A 16577-nucleotide genomic window follows, 5' to 3' on the forward strand; every position below is an offset into this window, starting at 1 on the left:
TCTGGTCCTCCGGCCGTGCCGCCGGCACCTCGTCCAGGGCGACATCCGCCTGGTCGTCGGCAGCCGCGCGCGCCTCGAGGACGCACGCGCAGTTGTCCTCCGGTTTCAGTGCCGGCTTCTCGGCAGCGGGCCGGTCGGCCGCGGTCACCTGCTCCGGTGGGGTACCCGCCTTCTTCTGCCGGATCAGCTGATCGATCATGGCGGTCCGCCCGGCGTTGACGTACGGCATCCGATCGACGCCGCCACGGCCTGTCGCGCGCGTCATCGCCGCTTCGACCGCGCTGCCGACCTCCATTTCGGTGTACGCACGACCGAAAGCCATGCCCAGCTTGTTGTAGGCCAACGACGTCTGGAGCAGGCCGGGAACGTAACCGTGCCACGGTGTGAGACGACCGGTGAGGCCACGCGTCCACAGGAACCGGGCACCGGAACGCCCGGTGGCCAGAACGGTGGCCAGGCCGTCGAGCCCGGCAGCCCCCGTCGCATACGCCTTCGACGCGATACCCGGCTGGTGGAAGGCCGCCACTGCCCTCCCCCGGATCCGGAGGCCGGCGGATCCGGCACGGACCTTCGGCACCAGGGGCTTGGCCACGCTCAGCGCCCCCGCACCCAGACCGCGCCCGGCCCACACGAACGGCTTGAACGGCCACATGGTCACGCTCCCGGACCACAACAGGACGTTCGAGATCCCGTTCCAGCCGCGGGCAGCCGTGGAGAGAGCGGTGCGGGAGGCCGCGGTGGCGCCCACAGCCGCACCCTTTCCGCCGAGCGAGATCAGCTTCATGCCTGCGCCGACTCCCATCAGCGGCAGCGTCACCGTGCCCGCGTCCTCCAGGAAGGTGGAGACGGGTGCGTAGTAGTAGTCGTCCGCGATGGTGGCCCAGTCCGGGCCCCACCGGCCGTCGTGCTGGACCCAGCGGTCCTGGAACCGGTAGCCGGACAGGAATATCCCGCCCGTGATCGGCGCGACCCTCGCGGCGTACTCGAAGCCACCGCGCACCGTTCCGTCCACCTCGTTGGGCATCAGTTCGGGCAGCTCGTCGAAGTAGCTGTGGGCGGACCCACCCAGGTACTCCCAGAACGACTCATCGGCCTGCCGCTCGCGCACACCGCCGATACCGCCACCGGCGGCCATCGTGGCGGCGAGTCCGACCATCCCACCGTCCTCGAGGACGTCGAGTCCGAGGCGTTGCGCGTACGAGGAGATCGACTCGCCATGCTCGTACTCCGGCAGGTCGCCGGTCACCGCCGCCCCGACGAACCCGGGCAGGCTCAGCTTGTTGAGGAGGGACAGCTCGCGGCCGTTCTCCACCTCGGTCTTCACCCCTTCGACGAGGCCGGGAACCATGCCCGTGACGACGTGTCCCAGGTCGTCGGCGAGGAACGCCGCGAACCTCCACCCGTTCTTCCCGGTGGTCGCCGTCAGCCCCGTCGCCTCGGTGTCGCAGGCCCCGGCCCGCACGCAGGTCTTGGTGAGCCCCTCCCGGTCCGGCGCGGAGGCACTCAGGTGCAGGGCCTGGTCGGAGTCGCCCCAGGACCGGGCGTACTTCGGCTCCGCCGCGCCGGCGCACCACCCGTTGCCTGCCGAGCGGCAGTCGGAGGAGGTGTCCCAGCCCGCCAGGCCGAAGAGCGTGTGCAGGCCCGCTTCGGTGTGCGTGCGGAACTCGCCCCGACAGGTGCCGTTGCTGTCGGTGCACATCCCGGACGCCGAAGTCGTGCCGAAGCGCGCGTCGTCGTCGCCCGTCGCGTCCGCCGACACGCTCAGCGAGCACCGCCCGGGCAGACCCATCCCGCACTGCTTGTCCGACGCAGCCGTGTTCTTCCCGGACCCGGCGGTCGCCGAGACCCCCGCGGAGTACGTGCAGTGGGCAGTGCCGGTGCACCACGCCTCGGCGTCCGCCAGACCGTTCTCCTTGTCGACCGAGGCGTTGGCGGCCAGCGAGCAGGACGTCGAGCCGACGTTCCCCGAGTCGTGGCAACCGGCGCCCGCTCGTGCCGCCAGACCGTCGGCCGCCGCATCGGCGGTGGTGTAGCCCGCGACGCGGTAGCTGCAGTTGGCCGGGTCACCGCTCGTGGCGCAACCTGCCCCGAGCTGGACGCTCGCCGGCACCGTGTACTGCCGGGCCGGGACGTGACCGCCGCAGGCCCCGGGCCGGCACGGCGTGCTGACGACGGTCGTGGCCGGGACGTACTTGGCCGTCGCGTGCGAGGAGCACTCCGGGCCCACGGTGCAGTCAGTGCTCTCGACAGCCAGCCCGCCGGGCAGGGTGATCGAGGCCTCGGTGTGCGTCTCGACGCGGGTGCACCTGCTGCTGCCCGGAGCATCGCAGTCCGCGTAGGCCGCGACCGTGCCGGTCTCCGGGTCGTAGGACACCGACGCGACGGTGGTGCAGGCCTTCGTGGTCCCGATGCACTGCGCGTCGGCGGTGCTCGTGTGCTTCGTTGTGAAGGTGGTCCGGTCGAGGCTGCCGAACGCCCAGGAGTCGTGCGTGCAGGTGCCCGCAGCGGGCTCGGAGCAGTCGGACGTGGCCGCCACGTACGCCGGTATCGGCTTCCGGATCCGGTTGCCGTTCCCGTCGGTGATGTAGACCGGCTCGCCGCTCTTCGTCGTCTCCCAGCTCGCCGGGACGTAGCCCAGCTGCCCGCTTGCCTGGCACGGCCCGTGGGTCGCCGTGCAGTGCGAGTTCAGGCCGCCCAGCACCGACCCTTCCTCCGTCGACCCCGGCGCGACCTGGCCGGGACCGACCAGCCAGCCGGTGAGGTGCGCTTCCGAGGTGATGCAGCCGGTATCGCCGGTGTTCTCGCAGCTCGCCCAGGTGGCAGCGTTGCCGGTCTGCGGGTCGTAGTAGCCGGCGACCGAGGTGAGGCACTTCCCGGTGGTGCCGCTGCACTCGCTCATCGCATCCCCGTCGAGCCGGCCCTTGGCGGGGCCGAAGTCACGGACATCGATGTGGGCCTCTGTCCTGGAGTACTGGGTGCAGACCGCGGAGCCCGTCGCCGCGCAGCCGACACCGAAGTCCAGCTGCGGCATCGTCCGCTCGCCGTTCTTGCCCGTGGTGGACGGGTGGAGCTTGGCGACGCCGAACACCGAGCACGTGTCCGCCGCACCGTCGCAGCGCACCCGGCTCTCACCGGAGAACCAGCCGTGCGCCGCATCGACCTTGCCGGTGATCTCGCTGAAGTGCGTGCACGCGCCACCCACGGTCCCGCACGCCGACTGGACATCCAGCTGACCGGTCTTCGGGTTGTAGGCGGCGGTCGCCACCGAGCCGCAGTAGCCGCCCGACGTCTGCCCGGAGCACTCGGACCGCGCACGACCCGTCAGGCCCCATGCGGACTTCGTCGCGTCGGTCACGGTGGAGTAGCCGACCGCACAGTTGGCCGCACCGGTGCAGCCGGCACCGGCCGTCGCCCGGCCCTTGCCCGCCTCGGCCTGCGCGGTGACCGTCAGCGCGTTGCCCGATCCGTATCCGGAAGCCGCACCCGTGGCGTGGGCGTACGCCGAACTGCTGTGGACGCCGTCGTCGTAGGCCGCGGCGGCGTGGGCCGCGCCCGAGGTGGACCAGTAGCAGTTCGGTGCCCCCTGGCACGACGTGACTGCCACCGCGTAGCCGGGCCCCGCCTGGGCCTGCGCGACCACGTCGACCTGCCCACCACCAGGACCCGAGCCGGAGTCCGAACCGGACGCGTACGCATTCGCCCAGTTGCCCCCGTACGCGGCACTGTCGGACGCGATACCCGAATACGACCACCGACAGTTCGCCGCGCCGAGGCATTGAGCCGTCGCGGCCGCATAACCCGGACCGGCCTGAGCCTGCGCGACCACCGCCACGTAGCCGTCGCCCTCACCGCCACCGCCGGAACCCGACGCGGCTGCATGCGTGCCGTAGCCGGCCGCATCGGCGGCCGACGCGCTGTAGAAGTGCTCGCACCGGGTGCCCTTGGCGGCCTCGCAGCCGGCTGCGGCCACGGCCTGGCCGTCCTCGGCCTGCGCCACCGAGAAGTTGCTGCAGTACCCGGAACCGCCCTGCCGACCGCAGTCGGCGTTGGCGCGGGCCCGCTCGTCACCGACCTGCACCTCGGCACCGGTGGTGGCGCGGAAGCGGCAGTTCGCGCCCGTGCCCTGGCAGGAGGCCTGCGCTCGGGCCTGGCCTTCGGCGTCGACGAGCGCGAGTGCGCTGGTGGTGCAGCGGCCCGAGCCGTTCCCCTTGCAGGTGCCGTACGCCTCGGCGCGCGCATCGCCGGCCCACGCCTCGGCCCTCGTGTCGGTGCCGAACCGGCACTTCGAGCCCTTGCCCCGGCACGATGCCGAGGCCACCGCCTCGCCCTTCTCGGTGATCTGCACCGCCGCGCTCGTGGAGCAGCTGCCACCCGCCATCCCGCGGGAGCGGCAATCGGCGAGCGCCCTCGCCGTGCCGTCGTCGATGTGCTTCACGGCCGTCGTGCCGGTGCCGAAGCGGCACGTCGAGCCCTTTCCGCCCGCACAGGACGCCGTGGCCTGCACACCCATCTCGGTGAGGGCGACCATCGAGGCCGACGAGCAGGTGCCGGTCGTGCCCGCTCGGCAGCCGGCCCGAGCCCTGCCACGGGTGTCCTCGTCCATGGCGTTGCCGACGGTGCGCGTGCGGCAGCCTGCGCCTGCGCAGTCCGCGCTGACCTGGCTTGCCCCCTTCGCCGCGTAACCGCCGGTCGACGAGGCGCAGAAGCCGCGGGCACGGCAGGTGGCGGCGGCCCTCCCTGCCACCGTGCTCGTACTCGAGCCGTTGGCCTTCGTCCTCGACGTGGTGCGGACCTGGCACCCGGCCTTGGTCCCGTCGTCGCACCGCCCGGTGATCGTGGCGTTCGTGGCGACGAACGGGTCGTTGCCCTGGCCGACGACCTTCGTCGTGGTGGTGGTCAGCTGCGCGGTGCACGTGCCGCGGCAACCGGTGGCGCCGCGCTCGGTGCTGGTGCTGCGGCGGCCCTCGGGGCCGGCGATCACGGTGGCGCGGCCGGTGATCGTGCCCCGGCAGCCCTTGTCACGGCAGACGACCTGGGTGGTCGCCCGGCCGTTCACCGTGTAACCGGGGATGTCCCACGTCCGGCCCTTGCGGGCGGCGTGGAGCTTGCCGGGCTTCGCCTTCGGGTCGACCTTCGACTCGCCTGCGTCCGGGATGACCACGGCGTCGGCGCGGCCCGTGACGGCGCAGCCGCTCGCACCCGCGCGGCAGGTGGTGGTCTCGGCAGCCTCACCGGGGGCCTGGGCGATCACCGTGACCCGGCAGCCCTTGCCTGCGCACTCACCCGTGAACGAGGAGTCGGACCAGATCGCCGGGGCGTCCTTCACCGGCTTCGCCGCCAGCCTGGCTGCGGCGCGGGCATCCTTGCGGGCCTCACGCGCCTGCTTCGCCAGCTTCTCGGCGGTCTTGCGCTGCTGGGCCGTCGCGCCCTTGCGGGCGGCGGCCGCGGCCGCCTTCTTCGCGGCCTTCCCTGCCTGCCGGGCCTGCTGGGATGCGTCCTCGGCGGCTGTCTTGCGCTGCTCCTCGTAGATGTCGGCCACGACCTGGCCGGTCCCCGCCGCGGAGCTGCCCGTCACCGTGCAGGCACTGCCCGAGGTGGCGCACTTGGCGGAGGTCAGGGACTTGCCCGGAGGACCGCGGGCGCCGCCCGCGCCGTTCCGGCCGATCGAGTCGTCGCTCCCCCACGCCGCGTGCCGGGCGCTGCCCGTGCAGGCGGCGCTGTCCGCGCAGGCCAGCGTCGCGTCGGACATCGACCAGCTGGACGCACCCGGGACCGTCGGCGCCCCCGAACTGGCCGACGAACCGGGCGCGGTCGGTGCGGGCGGCGTGGAGGCCGCCTTCTCGCCTGCCGGCGCTGCACCAGAGGTCTCGCCCTCGGTGACCGTCGCGTTGGCGGTCGATGGGCCGGTCATGATCGGGGTGATCTCGTTGGCGTTCGGGTCGGACGACGAGCCGGAGTTGACCACGGCCTGGCAGATGCCGCCGCGGATGTTCTCGCAGGCGCCCACCGCGTAGGAGCCGCGCGCATCCTTCGACACGGCCGGGTTCCGCGCTTCGGCGGCGGTGCGGACCGAGCCGTTGCAGACCGCGCCGGACTCGCAGACGAGGACACCGCCCGCCACCGAGGCGGCCGACGGGCCGCGGCCCATCCGCTTGCCGTTGACCTTGCCCGCGTCGGCGAGCATCTTCACCGCGCCAGGGCCCGCGACGGCGGTCGAGATCGAGCGGACCTCGCAGCGGGCGTTCCGGCCGGCGTTGCAGGTGGCCTGGTCGCTCGAGGTCTCACGCTTGCCGCCCGCGACGGCGCCGTCCCATGCGGTGGATGTGGTGCGCACGGTGCCGGAGCAGCGCGTGCCGCCCTCGCACACCAGGTGACCGGTGGAGGTCGAGACCGACGACGGTCCCTTCTTCGAGCCGGACACCGTGTAGTCGGCGGCGCTCGACGCGGCCGACGTGCTCTCCCCGCCGCAGGCACCGTTCGTGACCCAGCACTCCATGGTGTCGCCGCTGCCGCGAGCGTGCTTCGAGACGGCCAGGTCCTTCGCGCTCGTGGAACTCGCGACCGAGACCGCACAGCGGGTGCCGTCGCTCTCACACGTGCCGGTGGCGTTCGACCGGGAAACCGCGACCGGGCCGCCGACCGGGGCGAGCCCCGCCGCCTTCGCCTCCTGCCTGCTCCGGTTCTCCACCGACGTGCCGGAGGTGCTCGCGCACTCGGCGCCCTCGCCCTGCGCGATGCAGGCCGAGCGGCCGGTGCTGCTGCGACCCTTGACGTCACCGGTCGCCGCGCCGGACGTGACGCCCTTCGTGGAGCCGAGGCACCGCACGCTGTCGCAGTCGAGCCGACCGGTGGCGGTGGCGTCGGTACGCAGCCGGTCGACCGGCGTGCCGGCCGCGGTCCGGACCACGGATCGGTCGAGCTCGACACCGGCCTCCGCGTCGCAGCTGCCGCCGCTGACGGCGCACGTCTCGGCCGCGCGGGCGCCGCGGTGAGCCGCCCGACCGATGGCGTCGATCGAACCGTCGGTGCGGGCGGTGCCGGCCGCGGCGCAGCTCGCGCGACCGCCGCAGTCGATCTCCAGGGTGGCGGTGCTCGCAGCGGAGCTGCCGTTGTCGCCCTCGAGGTTGCGGGCCGCGGCGTCCGCCTCGCTGACTCCGCGGCAGTCGCCGCCTGCCACCGTGCAGACCACCTCGGCGTCGGTCCCGGCCTCCGGCCTCGCCGGTGCGGCGACGAGCCGGTTGCCACCCGCCGCGTCCGGGCGTCGGACCCACGTGGTGCGGTCGGCGCCGGCATCGGTGGCGAGGCTGCCGGTGCAGTCGGCGGTGTCGCAGTCGATCTCGGCGACGGCGCGGAAGCCGTCCTCGTCGTCGATCTCGATCGTCGTTGTCGTCTCGCACCCGCGGACCGCGTCGCAGTTCGCCCGCGCGATCGCGTCCCCGTCCCCCGCGCCGCGGGGGCCGTTGCCGTGACCCATCCCGTCAGCTGCCGAGCCGGTGCTCTTGGTCTGGCAGCTGCCGTGGATGTCGCACCCCGTGCCAGCGCCGTCCGGGGTCGCGATGCTGTGCAGGCCCATCGTGCGGAGCGCGCCGTCGGCCTTCGTCCAGGCGGCGGTCTGCACGCCCTCCCGATCGCGGCTGGTCGCCGTCGACCCGCAGGACTTGCCTGCGCCGGCGAGGTCGCAGGTGGCCGTCGCCTTCGAGGCACCCTTGCCGGCGGCGACCTCGATCCCGGGCGTCAGGCCGGCGAGGCCCACCCAGTACTCCTGGTCCTGCTTGCCGTTGCGGCTCTCGGCCACCGCGCCGCACCCGACGAACGCACCGTCGGCACCACAGCCGCCGATCGCGCCCTCGCCGTCCAACTCCTCGGACAGTACGTCCGCATCGCGGTCGGTCGCGTCCATCAGACCGTCGGTCGCCTCGGCCACCGACGTACGCAGCTTCGCGTACTTCGCAGCGTGCTGCTGGTACGCCTTCTTGCTCAGCGTGCCGTCGGCGACCCGCGCCCGCTCCTTCTGGAGGCGGGTCTCCCAGGTGGTCACCTTGTCGTGCCCGGAGACCACCTCGTCGACCAGCGCGGCGTCCTCGGGGTCGACGTCGCGGCGCTCACGCTTGACCTCCTGCGTCAGCGCCTTGTGCTCGTCGACGACCTTCTTGTACGCGGCCCGAGACATCTTCCCTGCCTTGACCGCCTTCTCGGCCTTCGCGAGCCGGTCCTCACTCTTCTCCTGCCGGATGCGGTCGGCGAGGAACTCCTCGGTCTCCTCCTCCGCGCCGCCGTCCGTGTCGACGCGCTGGCCGGGCTTCTTCTCCGAACCCGGCTTCGCGGTCTTGCGGGTCGTGCGGTTCGCGCGGTCCTCGACCGCTGCGTGCACCGCATCCGCGAGCTTCTCGATCTCGTCCGGCTCGGCGCCCTTGTCCGCCGCGACCTTCGCGACATCGCGCAGCAGGTCACGTACCTGCTTGGTGGACGTCTTGCCCTCGGCCTTGCTCGTCCGCTCCTCGATCAGAGCGTCGACGGCCCGGCGGACGGTCGCGGGCTCCTCCTTCTTCGCGGCCGCCTTCCGGCCGTTCTCCCCCTTGGCGGACGGCGTGGAATCGCCCTTCCGGACGTCCTTCCTCGCGGCCGCGGTCTTTCGACCATTGCGCTCGTCGGCGGATGGCTCGGCGCCCTTGCCCTTGTCGGCGTCGTTCCTTGCGGCGTTGTTCTTCGCGTCGGCCCGCTTGTCGCCGTCACCCGCGCCGTTGCCGCCGTCGCCCTTGGTGGACTTCTTTCGGCCCTCGCCATCGCCGTCGCGACCGTTGCCGCCGTCCCCACGGCCGGACTTCTTCTTGTCGTCCTTGCCCTTGCTTTCCTTACCCTTGCCCTTGTCGCCCTTGCCCTTATCGCCCTTGCCCTTATCGCCCTTCGGCTTCTTCTCGTTCTCACCCTTCTTCTTGCCGCCGGCGTTCTGCTTGTTCCCTCCCTTCTGCACGCTCGCCGACATGGCTGCGGCCGGTGCGGTCGCGGCGGCGTGGGCGGTCGAGGCGAGAAACGCCGACCCGAGCCACAGCACCACGATCGAGGCGACGACCGTCACGGTCCACCGGACGACCAGCAGCAGCCGGTCCCTCGCCGAGAGCTTCAGCCGCACGGAGGCACCGGCGCACGCGGGGAGGCCGGTGGCCTCTCCCTCGTGAGCGGTGTGCCTACGCATCGGAACGACTCCCGTATGTCGGTGGGGACTGCTGAACGGCGTGCCGGACCCGCGGCGAGTGCGCCGCCGAACCGAAGGAGGACATGCACAGACGAGGCGACTCGTACGTCGCGCCCAAGGCTGCGACCCACGTACCCGGGCGGATGGACCACCCGGATTCCTGCCTCTCGGCCCGAACCGTCCCGTTGCGCCACGTCAGCAACAGGTGGTCCGGCGATCAACGGGTACTTTCGAGGTCGCAGGTGTACAGCAGGTGTCCTCCCGACTGCCTGCGGGGTGATGACTTGGTTGCTTTTACGTGTATCGGCCTCGTCGAGGATGCTTGCTTCAGCGCGTCATGGGTCCCGCAGCCCTCGTCGAGCGCCATCCGCCCCGCGGGCGACCAGTGGTCGACGGAAAAAGGGATGGACCGCTCCATGATGGTTTCGTCCCGTGAATTCAGGGGGAACACGAACCGCGGATATCCCGATCGGGCCGGGGCTCCACAAGGACGGGCAGACCGTCCGACTCGAGGTTCACCTCAACGTCCCTGGCTGCCGCACCGCGGCCTCCGCCGGCGGGCGCCATGACCCTCGTACTCGGGCCCACTGCCAGGTTTCCGCGCGGGTGCTTCTCTGCCATGAGTAGTGCGCTACTCGATCCCGCCGGAGTCCCTGTCGCACCTGTACCACCGGGCGTACGGTCACGATCTGCGACGATCCAGGGGCCGATGGAGCAGTCGACGTTCGGCCCGTACCGCATTCTCGACGGATCGGCCGGCCTGCATCATCTCGACCGATCGCGGCAGGCCGATGCACCCGTGTCGACGCCCGGACCTCGGAGACAGCAAGGCCACCTTCATGTCACCACATGACACGAAGGTGGCCTTGCCGACACCTACGAGGCGTCAGCGGCGCGCGCGGCGGATCAGGAAGATGACCAGCAGGAGCAGGGCACCCGCGGCCACCGGGGCCAGGCGCTTGAGCACCGGGGCACCCGCTGTGTCGAGCAGGTCGATCGCGTCCACCTCGCTGCGCAGCGGGCCGCTGCCGCTCGCGGCCCTCGGCGCGGACGCCAGCGTCGGGGTCTTTGCGGCCGTCGCGCCCTCCGCCGATCCACTGCCGTTCGAGCTGCCGCTCGTGGCCGGCGCGGCAACGGCACCGGCCGCCGGAGCGGGGGCGGGCGCGCCCTCGCCGCTGGGCGCTGCCGGGCGCGGAGACGGCGTGGGCGGAGTGGGCGCAGCCGCCTCCTCGACGGCAGGCGCCAGCTTGCTGGCCACACACGCCGAGAACTGGCCGATGATCTTGTCGGCGACGTCGGAGATGACGCCGCGGCCGAACTGCGCGGGCCGGCCCGTGATGGTCATGTCGGTGACCATCGTGACGGCGGTGCGGGTCGGCCCGTCCGCCACCATCGTGCCGGTGACGGTGGCGCTCGCGGTGCCGTTGCCGCGGGAGTCGCGCCCGTTCGCCTCGATGACGACCTTGTGGTTCGCGTCGTCGCGCGTGACGTAGGTGCCCTTCCCCTTGTAGGTGAGCGAGATCGGCCCGAGCTTCACCTTGACGGTGCCGGTGAACGAGTCGCCCTCGTACTCCGTCAGGGTGGCGCCCGGGAAGCAGGGAGCCACCGTTTCCGGCGTGTTCAGCGCCTCCCACGCCTTGTCGATCGGCGCTTCGATCGTGAACTTGTTCTCCAGCTGCATCTTCTCTGTCTCCTCCAAAAGCGCAGGACGCCTGCCCCGGATGACCAGAGCAGACGTCCTGCGAACGAGCGTCAGCCTGCGGCCGCCAGCACCGCGCGGCCCGTGAGCACCTTGGCCAAATGTTCACGGTAGTCGGCGGCGGCATCCGCGTCACTCGGCGCGGCGGTGCCCTCGGTTACCCGTTCTGCGGCAGCTCGCACCGCGTCGGCGGTGGCCGGCTGCCCCACGAGCGCCTGCTCGACACCGACGGCGCGGATCGGCGTGCTGCCCATGTTCGTGAGCCCGACCCTCGCCTCCGCGATCGTGCCGCCCTCGACCCGGACGGCGGCCGCGATCGCGACCATCGACCAGGCCTGAGCTGTGCGGTTGAACTTCTCGTAGTGGCTGCCCCAGCCCGTGTACCTCGGGAACCGGATCTCGGTGAGGATGTCGCCCTCGCCGAGCGCGGTGGTGAAGTAGTCGACGAAGAAGTCGCTCGCGGCCACGGTGCGCCGGCCGGACGGCCCGGCGATCGTGATCTCGGCCTCGAGCGCGAGTGCGACGGCGCCGAGGTCACCGGCCGGGTCGGCGTGGGCGAGCGACCCGCCGAGCGTGCCGCGGTGCCGCACCTGGCTGTCGGCCACGGTCTCGGTGGCCTGCCCGAGCAGCGCGACGTGCTGCTGCACGGACTCGTCACGGATGATGTCGTAGTACGACGTCATGGCGCCGATCGCGATCCGGTCACCCTCGTTGCGGATCCCGCGCAGCTCGGAGATGCCACCGAGGTCCACGAGGAGGGTGGGTGCGGCGAGCCGCAGCCGCAGCACCGGGAGCAGGCTCTGCCCGCCTGCGAGGATCTTCGCGTCGTCGCCTGCCTCCTGCAGCGCCCGGACTGCTTCGTCGACCGACGACGGCTTGACGTAGTCGAACTGGGCGGGGATCACTGGACCTCTCCCTGGGGGTTGTTCGGGTCGATCGAGCCGAGGCCCGCGCCCGGAGAATGGGTGTCGACCGGCGTCTCCTGCGTGGCCCGGCCCTTCGCGTCCTGGATGGCCCGCCACACGCGCTGCGCCGTGCACGGCATCTCGACCTCCGTGACGCCCATGTGGCGCACGGCGTCGATCACGCCGTTGACGATCGCCGGGGTGGAGGCGATCGTGCCGGCCTCCCCGACGCCCTTGACGCCGAGCGGGTTGCTCGTGGCGGGCGTGCTCACCACATGGGTGTCGAAGCTCGGCAGGTCGGCGGACGACGGCAGGGTGTAGTCGACGAAGGTGCCGTTGACCAGCGTGCCCTGTTCGTCGTAGTTGGCCTCCTCGAACAGGGCCTGCGCGATGCCCTGGGCGAGCCCGCCGTGCACCTGGCCCTCGACGATGAGGGGGTTGATCACGGTGCCGACGTCGTCCACGCACACGTACTTGCGCACGTCGACGTGGCCGGTCTCGGTGTCGACCTCGATGGCCGCGAGGTGCGTGCCGTGCGGGAAGGAGAAGTTGTCCGGGTCGTACACGGCATCGGCGTCGAGCGAGGGCTCCATCCCCTCCGGGAGGTCGTGCGCCATGAACGCGGCGAACGCCACCTCCTGGATGGCCTTGCCCTTGTCGGTGCCCCGCACGGTGAACGTGCCGTTCGCGAACTCGATGTCGTTCTCGTCGGCCTCGAGCATGTGTGCCGCGAGCTTCCTGGCCTTCGCGATCACCTTCTCCGCCGCGTTGACGATCGCGATGCCGCCGACGGCGAGCGAGCGTGACCCGTAGGTGTCGAGGCCCTTCGGCGAGATCTGGGTGTCACCGTGCAGGATCTCGATGTCCTCGAACGGCACGCCGAGCTGGTCGGCCACGATCTGGCTGAACGCCGTCTCGTGGCCCTGCCCGTGCGCCGAGGCTCCGGTGATGACCTCCACCTTGCCGGTGGCGAGCATCCGGATGCTCGCGGCCTCCCAACCGCCCGCCCCGTAGGACAGCGACCCGAGCACCCGGGACGGGGCGAGCCCGCACATCTCGGTGAACGTCGAGATGCCGATGCCCAGCTGCACCGGGTCGCCGGACCGGCGCCGTTCCTCCTGCTCGCGGCGCAGGCCCGCGTAGTCGAACAGCTCCATCGCCTGCCGCGTGGCCTGCTCGTAGTTGCCGGAGTCGTAGGTGAGCCCGCACACCGTGGTGAACGGGAACTCCTCGTGCTTGATCCAGTTCTGCTGGCGCAGTTCCATGGGGTCGCGACCGAGCTCGACGGCCAGCTCGTCCATGATCCGCTCGATGGCGAACGTGGCCTCGGGCCGGCCGGCGCCCCGATAGGCATCTGTCAGCGTCTTCGTGGTGAAGACGTTGGTGCAGGTGAACTTGTAGGCCGGGATCTTGTAGATCGCGTTGAACATGAAGGCGCCGAGGATCGGCACGCCCGGCCCGACGAGGCCGAGGTAGGCGCCCATGTCGGCCAGCAGCTCGACATCGAGGCCCGTGACGGTGCCGTCCTTCTTGGCCGTGATCGTGATGTCCTGGATCTGGTCGCGCCCGTGGTGGGCCGCGAGCAGCGACTCGGAGCGGGTCTCGGTCCACTTGACCGGCTTGCCGAGCTTCTGCGCGAGCGCGACGCAGAGCATCTCCTCGGGCACCACGCCGATCTTGCCGCCGAAGCCGCCGCCGACATCCGGGGCGATGACCCGAAGCTTGCTCTCGGGGACGCCGAGCACCACCGACGTCATCGTGCGCAGGATGTGCGGGATCTGGGTGGCCGAGTAGAAGGTGATCTGCTCGCCGGTCGGGTCCACGACCACCGAGCGCGGCTCCATGAACGCCGGGATGAGCCGCTGCTGGATGAACCGGCGGCGCACCACGACGGAGTCGGCGTCGGACTCGGCCGCGGAGATCGCATCGCCGACACTGCCGCCGGTGCCCGCCTCGCCGGAGTCGAACACCCATGTGGCGCTCTCGTTGGTGCCGAGGTCCGGGTGCACGAGCGTGGCGCCGTCGGCGAGCGCGGCCTCCATGTCGAGCACCGGGTCGAGCGGCTCGTAGTCGACGTCGACGAGCTCGGCCGCGTCCCGTGCCGCCGCGACCGAGCGGGCGACGACGACGGCCACGCCCTCACCGGCGAAGTGCACGTCGCCGCTGGCGAGCAGCGGCCGCTGCGGCGCCTTCTGGTCGGGGGTGATCGGCCAGGCACAGGGCAGCCCGACCCCCTCTACGCCGAGATCCGCTGCGGTGTAGACGCCGACGACGCCGGGGGCCTTCTTCGCGGCGGACGTATCGATCCCGGTGATCCGCGCGTGCGCGAACGTCGAGCGGACCACGTAGACGTGCAGCGTGCCGGCGGGCGTGATCGAGTCGGTGTAGCGGGAGCGACCGGTGATGAGCCGCGCGTCCTCCTTGCGGACGCGAGCCCGGCCGATCTCGCTGGGTGTGGTGGGTTCGGCGGTCGTCGTCATGTCACTGGCCCCCAGCGACCGGGGTGGGCTGGTCGACCGGCGCCGTGGCGCCGGGCTTCATCGCGTGCGCCGCGCTCTGGACGGCCAGGACGATGTTCTGGTAGCCGGTGCAGCGGCAGAGGTTGCCCTCGAGACCCTCGCGCACGGCGCGCTCGTCGGGGTCGGGGTTGTCGCTGAGCAGGTCGACCGCCTGCATGATCATGCCGGGCGTGCAGTAGCCGCACTGCAGCGCGTGGCACTCGTTGAACGCCTTCTGCACGGGGTGCAGCTCGCCGTCGCGGGCGAGCCCCTCGATCGTCGTGACCTCCGCGCCGTCGGCCTGCACCGCGAGCACGGAACAGGACTTCACGCTCTGCCCGTTCAGGTGCACCGTGCAGGCACCACAGTTGCTGGTGTCGCAGCCGACGACCGTGCCGGTCTTTCCCAGGCGCTCCCTCAGGTAGTACACCAACAGCATGCGGGGTTCGACGTCGTCGACGTACTCCACGCCGTCGACGGTGACCCGAACCTGTGCCATGTGACCTCTCCTCACCACGAGCGCGGTGCCGCTACCGAGCAGCACTGGACGCACCGGGCGCAGCCGAGCCACGCCCGGGTGCCGCACACGACGTTGTGGCGGCGCCCACAATCAGACCGCCGATCATCCGGGCATGCAAGGGCGATGAACCACGCTCCACGGCAGGACGCGACACCGCCCGGGACGGAGCAGCTGTTGGTCCGCATGCTCGGATCCGTTGGGGATTCAGATCCGCAGAAGCGGAAGCAGGGTCGCGCCAGGTTCACCTGTCCGTACCAATCCGGACGGGGCGGTGAAGATCACTCGTCGGGGTCAGGTGTCGGGAGATCGGTCCGGTCCGGTGCCCACCGGGCGCAGCGGCGCCAGGGTGCGGTGGCGCAGCGCGCCCCACCACAGGCCGCCGCCGTATGCGAGGTCGTCGAGCCTGCGGGCGAGCAGGTACCCGAGCAGTCCGGGCCGGTCGGGATCGTGGCGTCTGCGCCACCAGTCGAGCACCCCTTCGGCCACCGCGATGAGGGCGACGGTGCGGCGGGCGCGGCGCGACACCACAGCCGCGGCCAGCGCGAGCGGCCAGTAGTGGCGGGTGACGGCGTCGGCGGTCTGCTGAACCGTGCCGACGGCGCCCAGCCCGATCAGCCGGGCCGCGGTGCGGCGCGGCTCGCGGACCGGGAGCTTGCGTGCGAGCTGCTCGGCGGCGCCCGCCGCCACGGCGAGCGCGGCGAGCACCGACCACGGCCGCCCGCGCAGCAACAGCACCGACACCGCCGCCGACCAGGTGTTGAGCACCATCGGCGGCACCGAGCCGGGGTGCCGCAGCGACAGCGGCGCGGCACCCGTGCCGTAGTAGGCCTTGCGCAGCCACCATGCGCGCAGGGTCGTCCGGTGCTCGTGCGCGACCCGGGACGCCGGCTCGTAGCGCAGCCGCCAGCCCGCCTCGTGCAGCCGCAGCACCAGGTCGACGTCCTCCGCAACGTGCATCCGGTCGTCGAAACCCGCGCCGACGGCGTCCCGGCGCACCACCATCGCGGCGCTCGGCACGTACGCCACGCGGCTCTTCGGCACCACGAGCGCCGGGTCGGCGCCCAGATCCAGCGACGAGCGCACCGACTCGTACCCGCCCAGCCAGCCATCCCCGGCCAGCGCGACGATCCGCGGCGCGGCCAGCGCCACCGCCGGATCGGCGAAGCGGGCGAGCAGCGGGCCGAGCCACCCGGGCCGCGGCACCACGTCGGAGTCGAGGAACGCGACGAGCGGGGTGCGCGCGGCCGCGAGCCCTGCGTTGCGGGCCGCCGCCGGCCCCTGCGCCTCCGGGTGGCGCAGCAGCACGGCGCCCGCCTTCTCGGCGACGGCGCGGATGCCCGCGGCGTCGCCGGAGCCGTCGTCGACGACGATCGTGGCGCCGATGTCGGCGGGCAACGCGGCGAGCAGCCGGGTGAGCCCGTCGACGCGGTCCTTCACCGGCACGACGACCGTGACGTCCGACGCGGGCGGCACCGCGGCCGCGGGTTCGGCCACCGGGTGCGCGATGCCCGCGTCGAGGAGCCTGCGGGCGAGCTTCGCCGACATCGGGTCGCGGACCTCGAGCGCGCCGTCCTCCAAGCGGGCGGCAGCGGCCGCGGACAGGCGCAGCATCCGCGGCGGGGCACCGCCGAAGAGGGCGGTGCCGTCGTCCACCACGATCGCGTGCGGGTCGAGAACGATCCGCATCCCGTCCGGCAGCGACGACCGCGGCGGCGACACCCGAGCGCGCAGCGCTGCTTCCTCCACACGGCTGAGAGTAGGC

The 16577-nt window shown here is 72.2% G+C and carries 6 protein-coding genes (1 of these 6 only partly in view); all 6 read right to left on the reverse strand.

What is annotated here, in order from left to right; all coding sequences use genetic code 11:
- Window positions 1-9193 carry the 5' end (the start) of a hypothetical protein gene (locus K1T35_RS44680; RefSeq protein WP_220257682.1) on the reverse strand. It extends 24710 nt beyond the left edge of the window, so the window shows 9193 of its 33903 coding nt (coding positions 1-9193); its start codon is at window positions 9191-9193; its stop codon lies off the left edge, out of view.
- An 886-nt stretch (window positions 9194-10079) separates the two neighbouring features.
- Entirely contained in the window at window positions 10080-10874 is a 795-nt protein-coding gene (locus tag K1T35_RS44685; protein ID WP_220257683.1) for an SRPBCC family protein, read from the reverse strand.
- A gap of 71 nt (window positions 10875-10945) precedes the next feature.
- Complete coding sequence (locus tag K1T35_RS44690; protein WP_220257684.1) at window positions 10946-11797, reverse strand: xanthine dehydrogenase family protein subunit M; 852 nt, start codon at window positions 11795-11797, stop codon at window positions 10946-10948.
- Window positions 11794-14277 (reverse strand): xanthine dehydrogenase family protein molybdopterin-binding subunit, encoded by a 2484-nt coding sequence (locus K1T35_RS44695; protein WP_220257685.1) that lies wholly within the window; start codon window positions 14275-14277, stop codon window positions 11794-11796. Before K1T35_RS44695 ends, K1T35_RS44690 begins: the two co-directional genes overlap by 4 nt.
- Before the next feature lies 1 nt (window position 14278).
- Window positions 14279-14794 carry a (2Fe-2S)-binding protein gene (locus K1T35_RS44700; protein WP_220257686.1) on the reverse strand — a complete coding sequence of 172 codons (516 nt, stop codon included), beginning with the start codon at window positions 14792-14794 and terminating at the stop codon, window positions 14279-14281.
- 312 nt (window positions 14795-15106) lie between these two features.
- Window positions 15107-16561 carry a mycofactocin biosynthesis glycosyltransferase MftF gene (gene mftF / locus K1T35_RS44705; protein WP_255621353.1) on the reverse strand — a complete coding sequence of 485 codons (1455 nt, stop codon included), beginning with the start codon at window positions 16559-16561 and terminating at the stop codon, window positions 15107-15109.
- Window positions 16562-16577 lie beyond the last annotated feature (16 nt).

It is taken from the genome of Pseudonocardia sp. DSM 110487 (assembly GCF_019468565.1).
In the GTDB taxonomy this organism is placed as follows: Bacteria; Actinomycetota; Actinomycetes; order Mycobacteriales; family Pseudonocardiaceae; genus Pseudonocardia.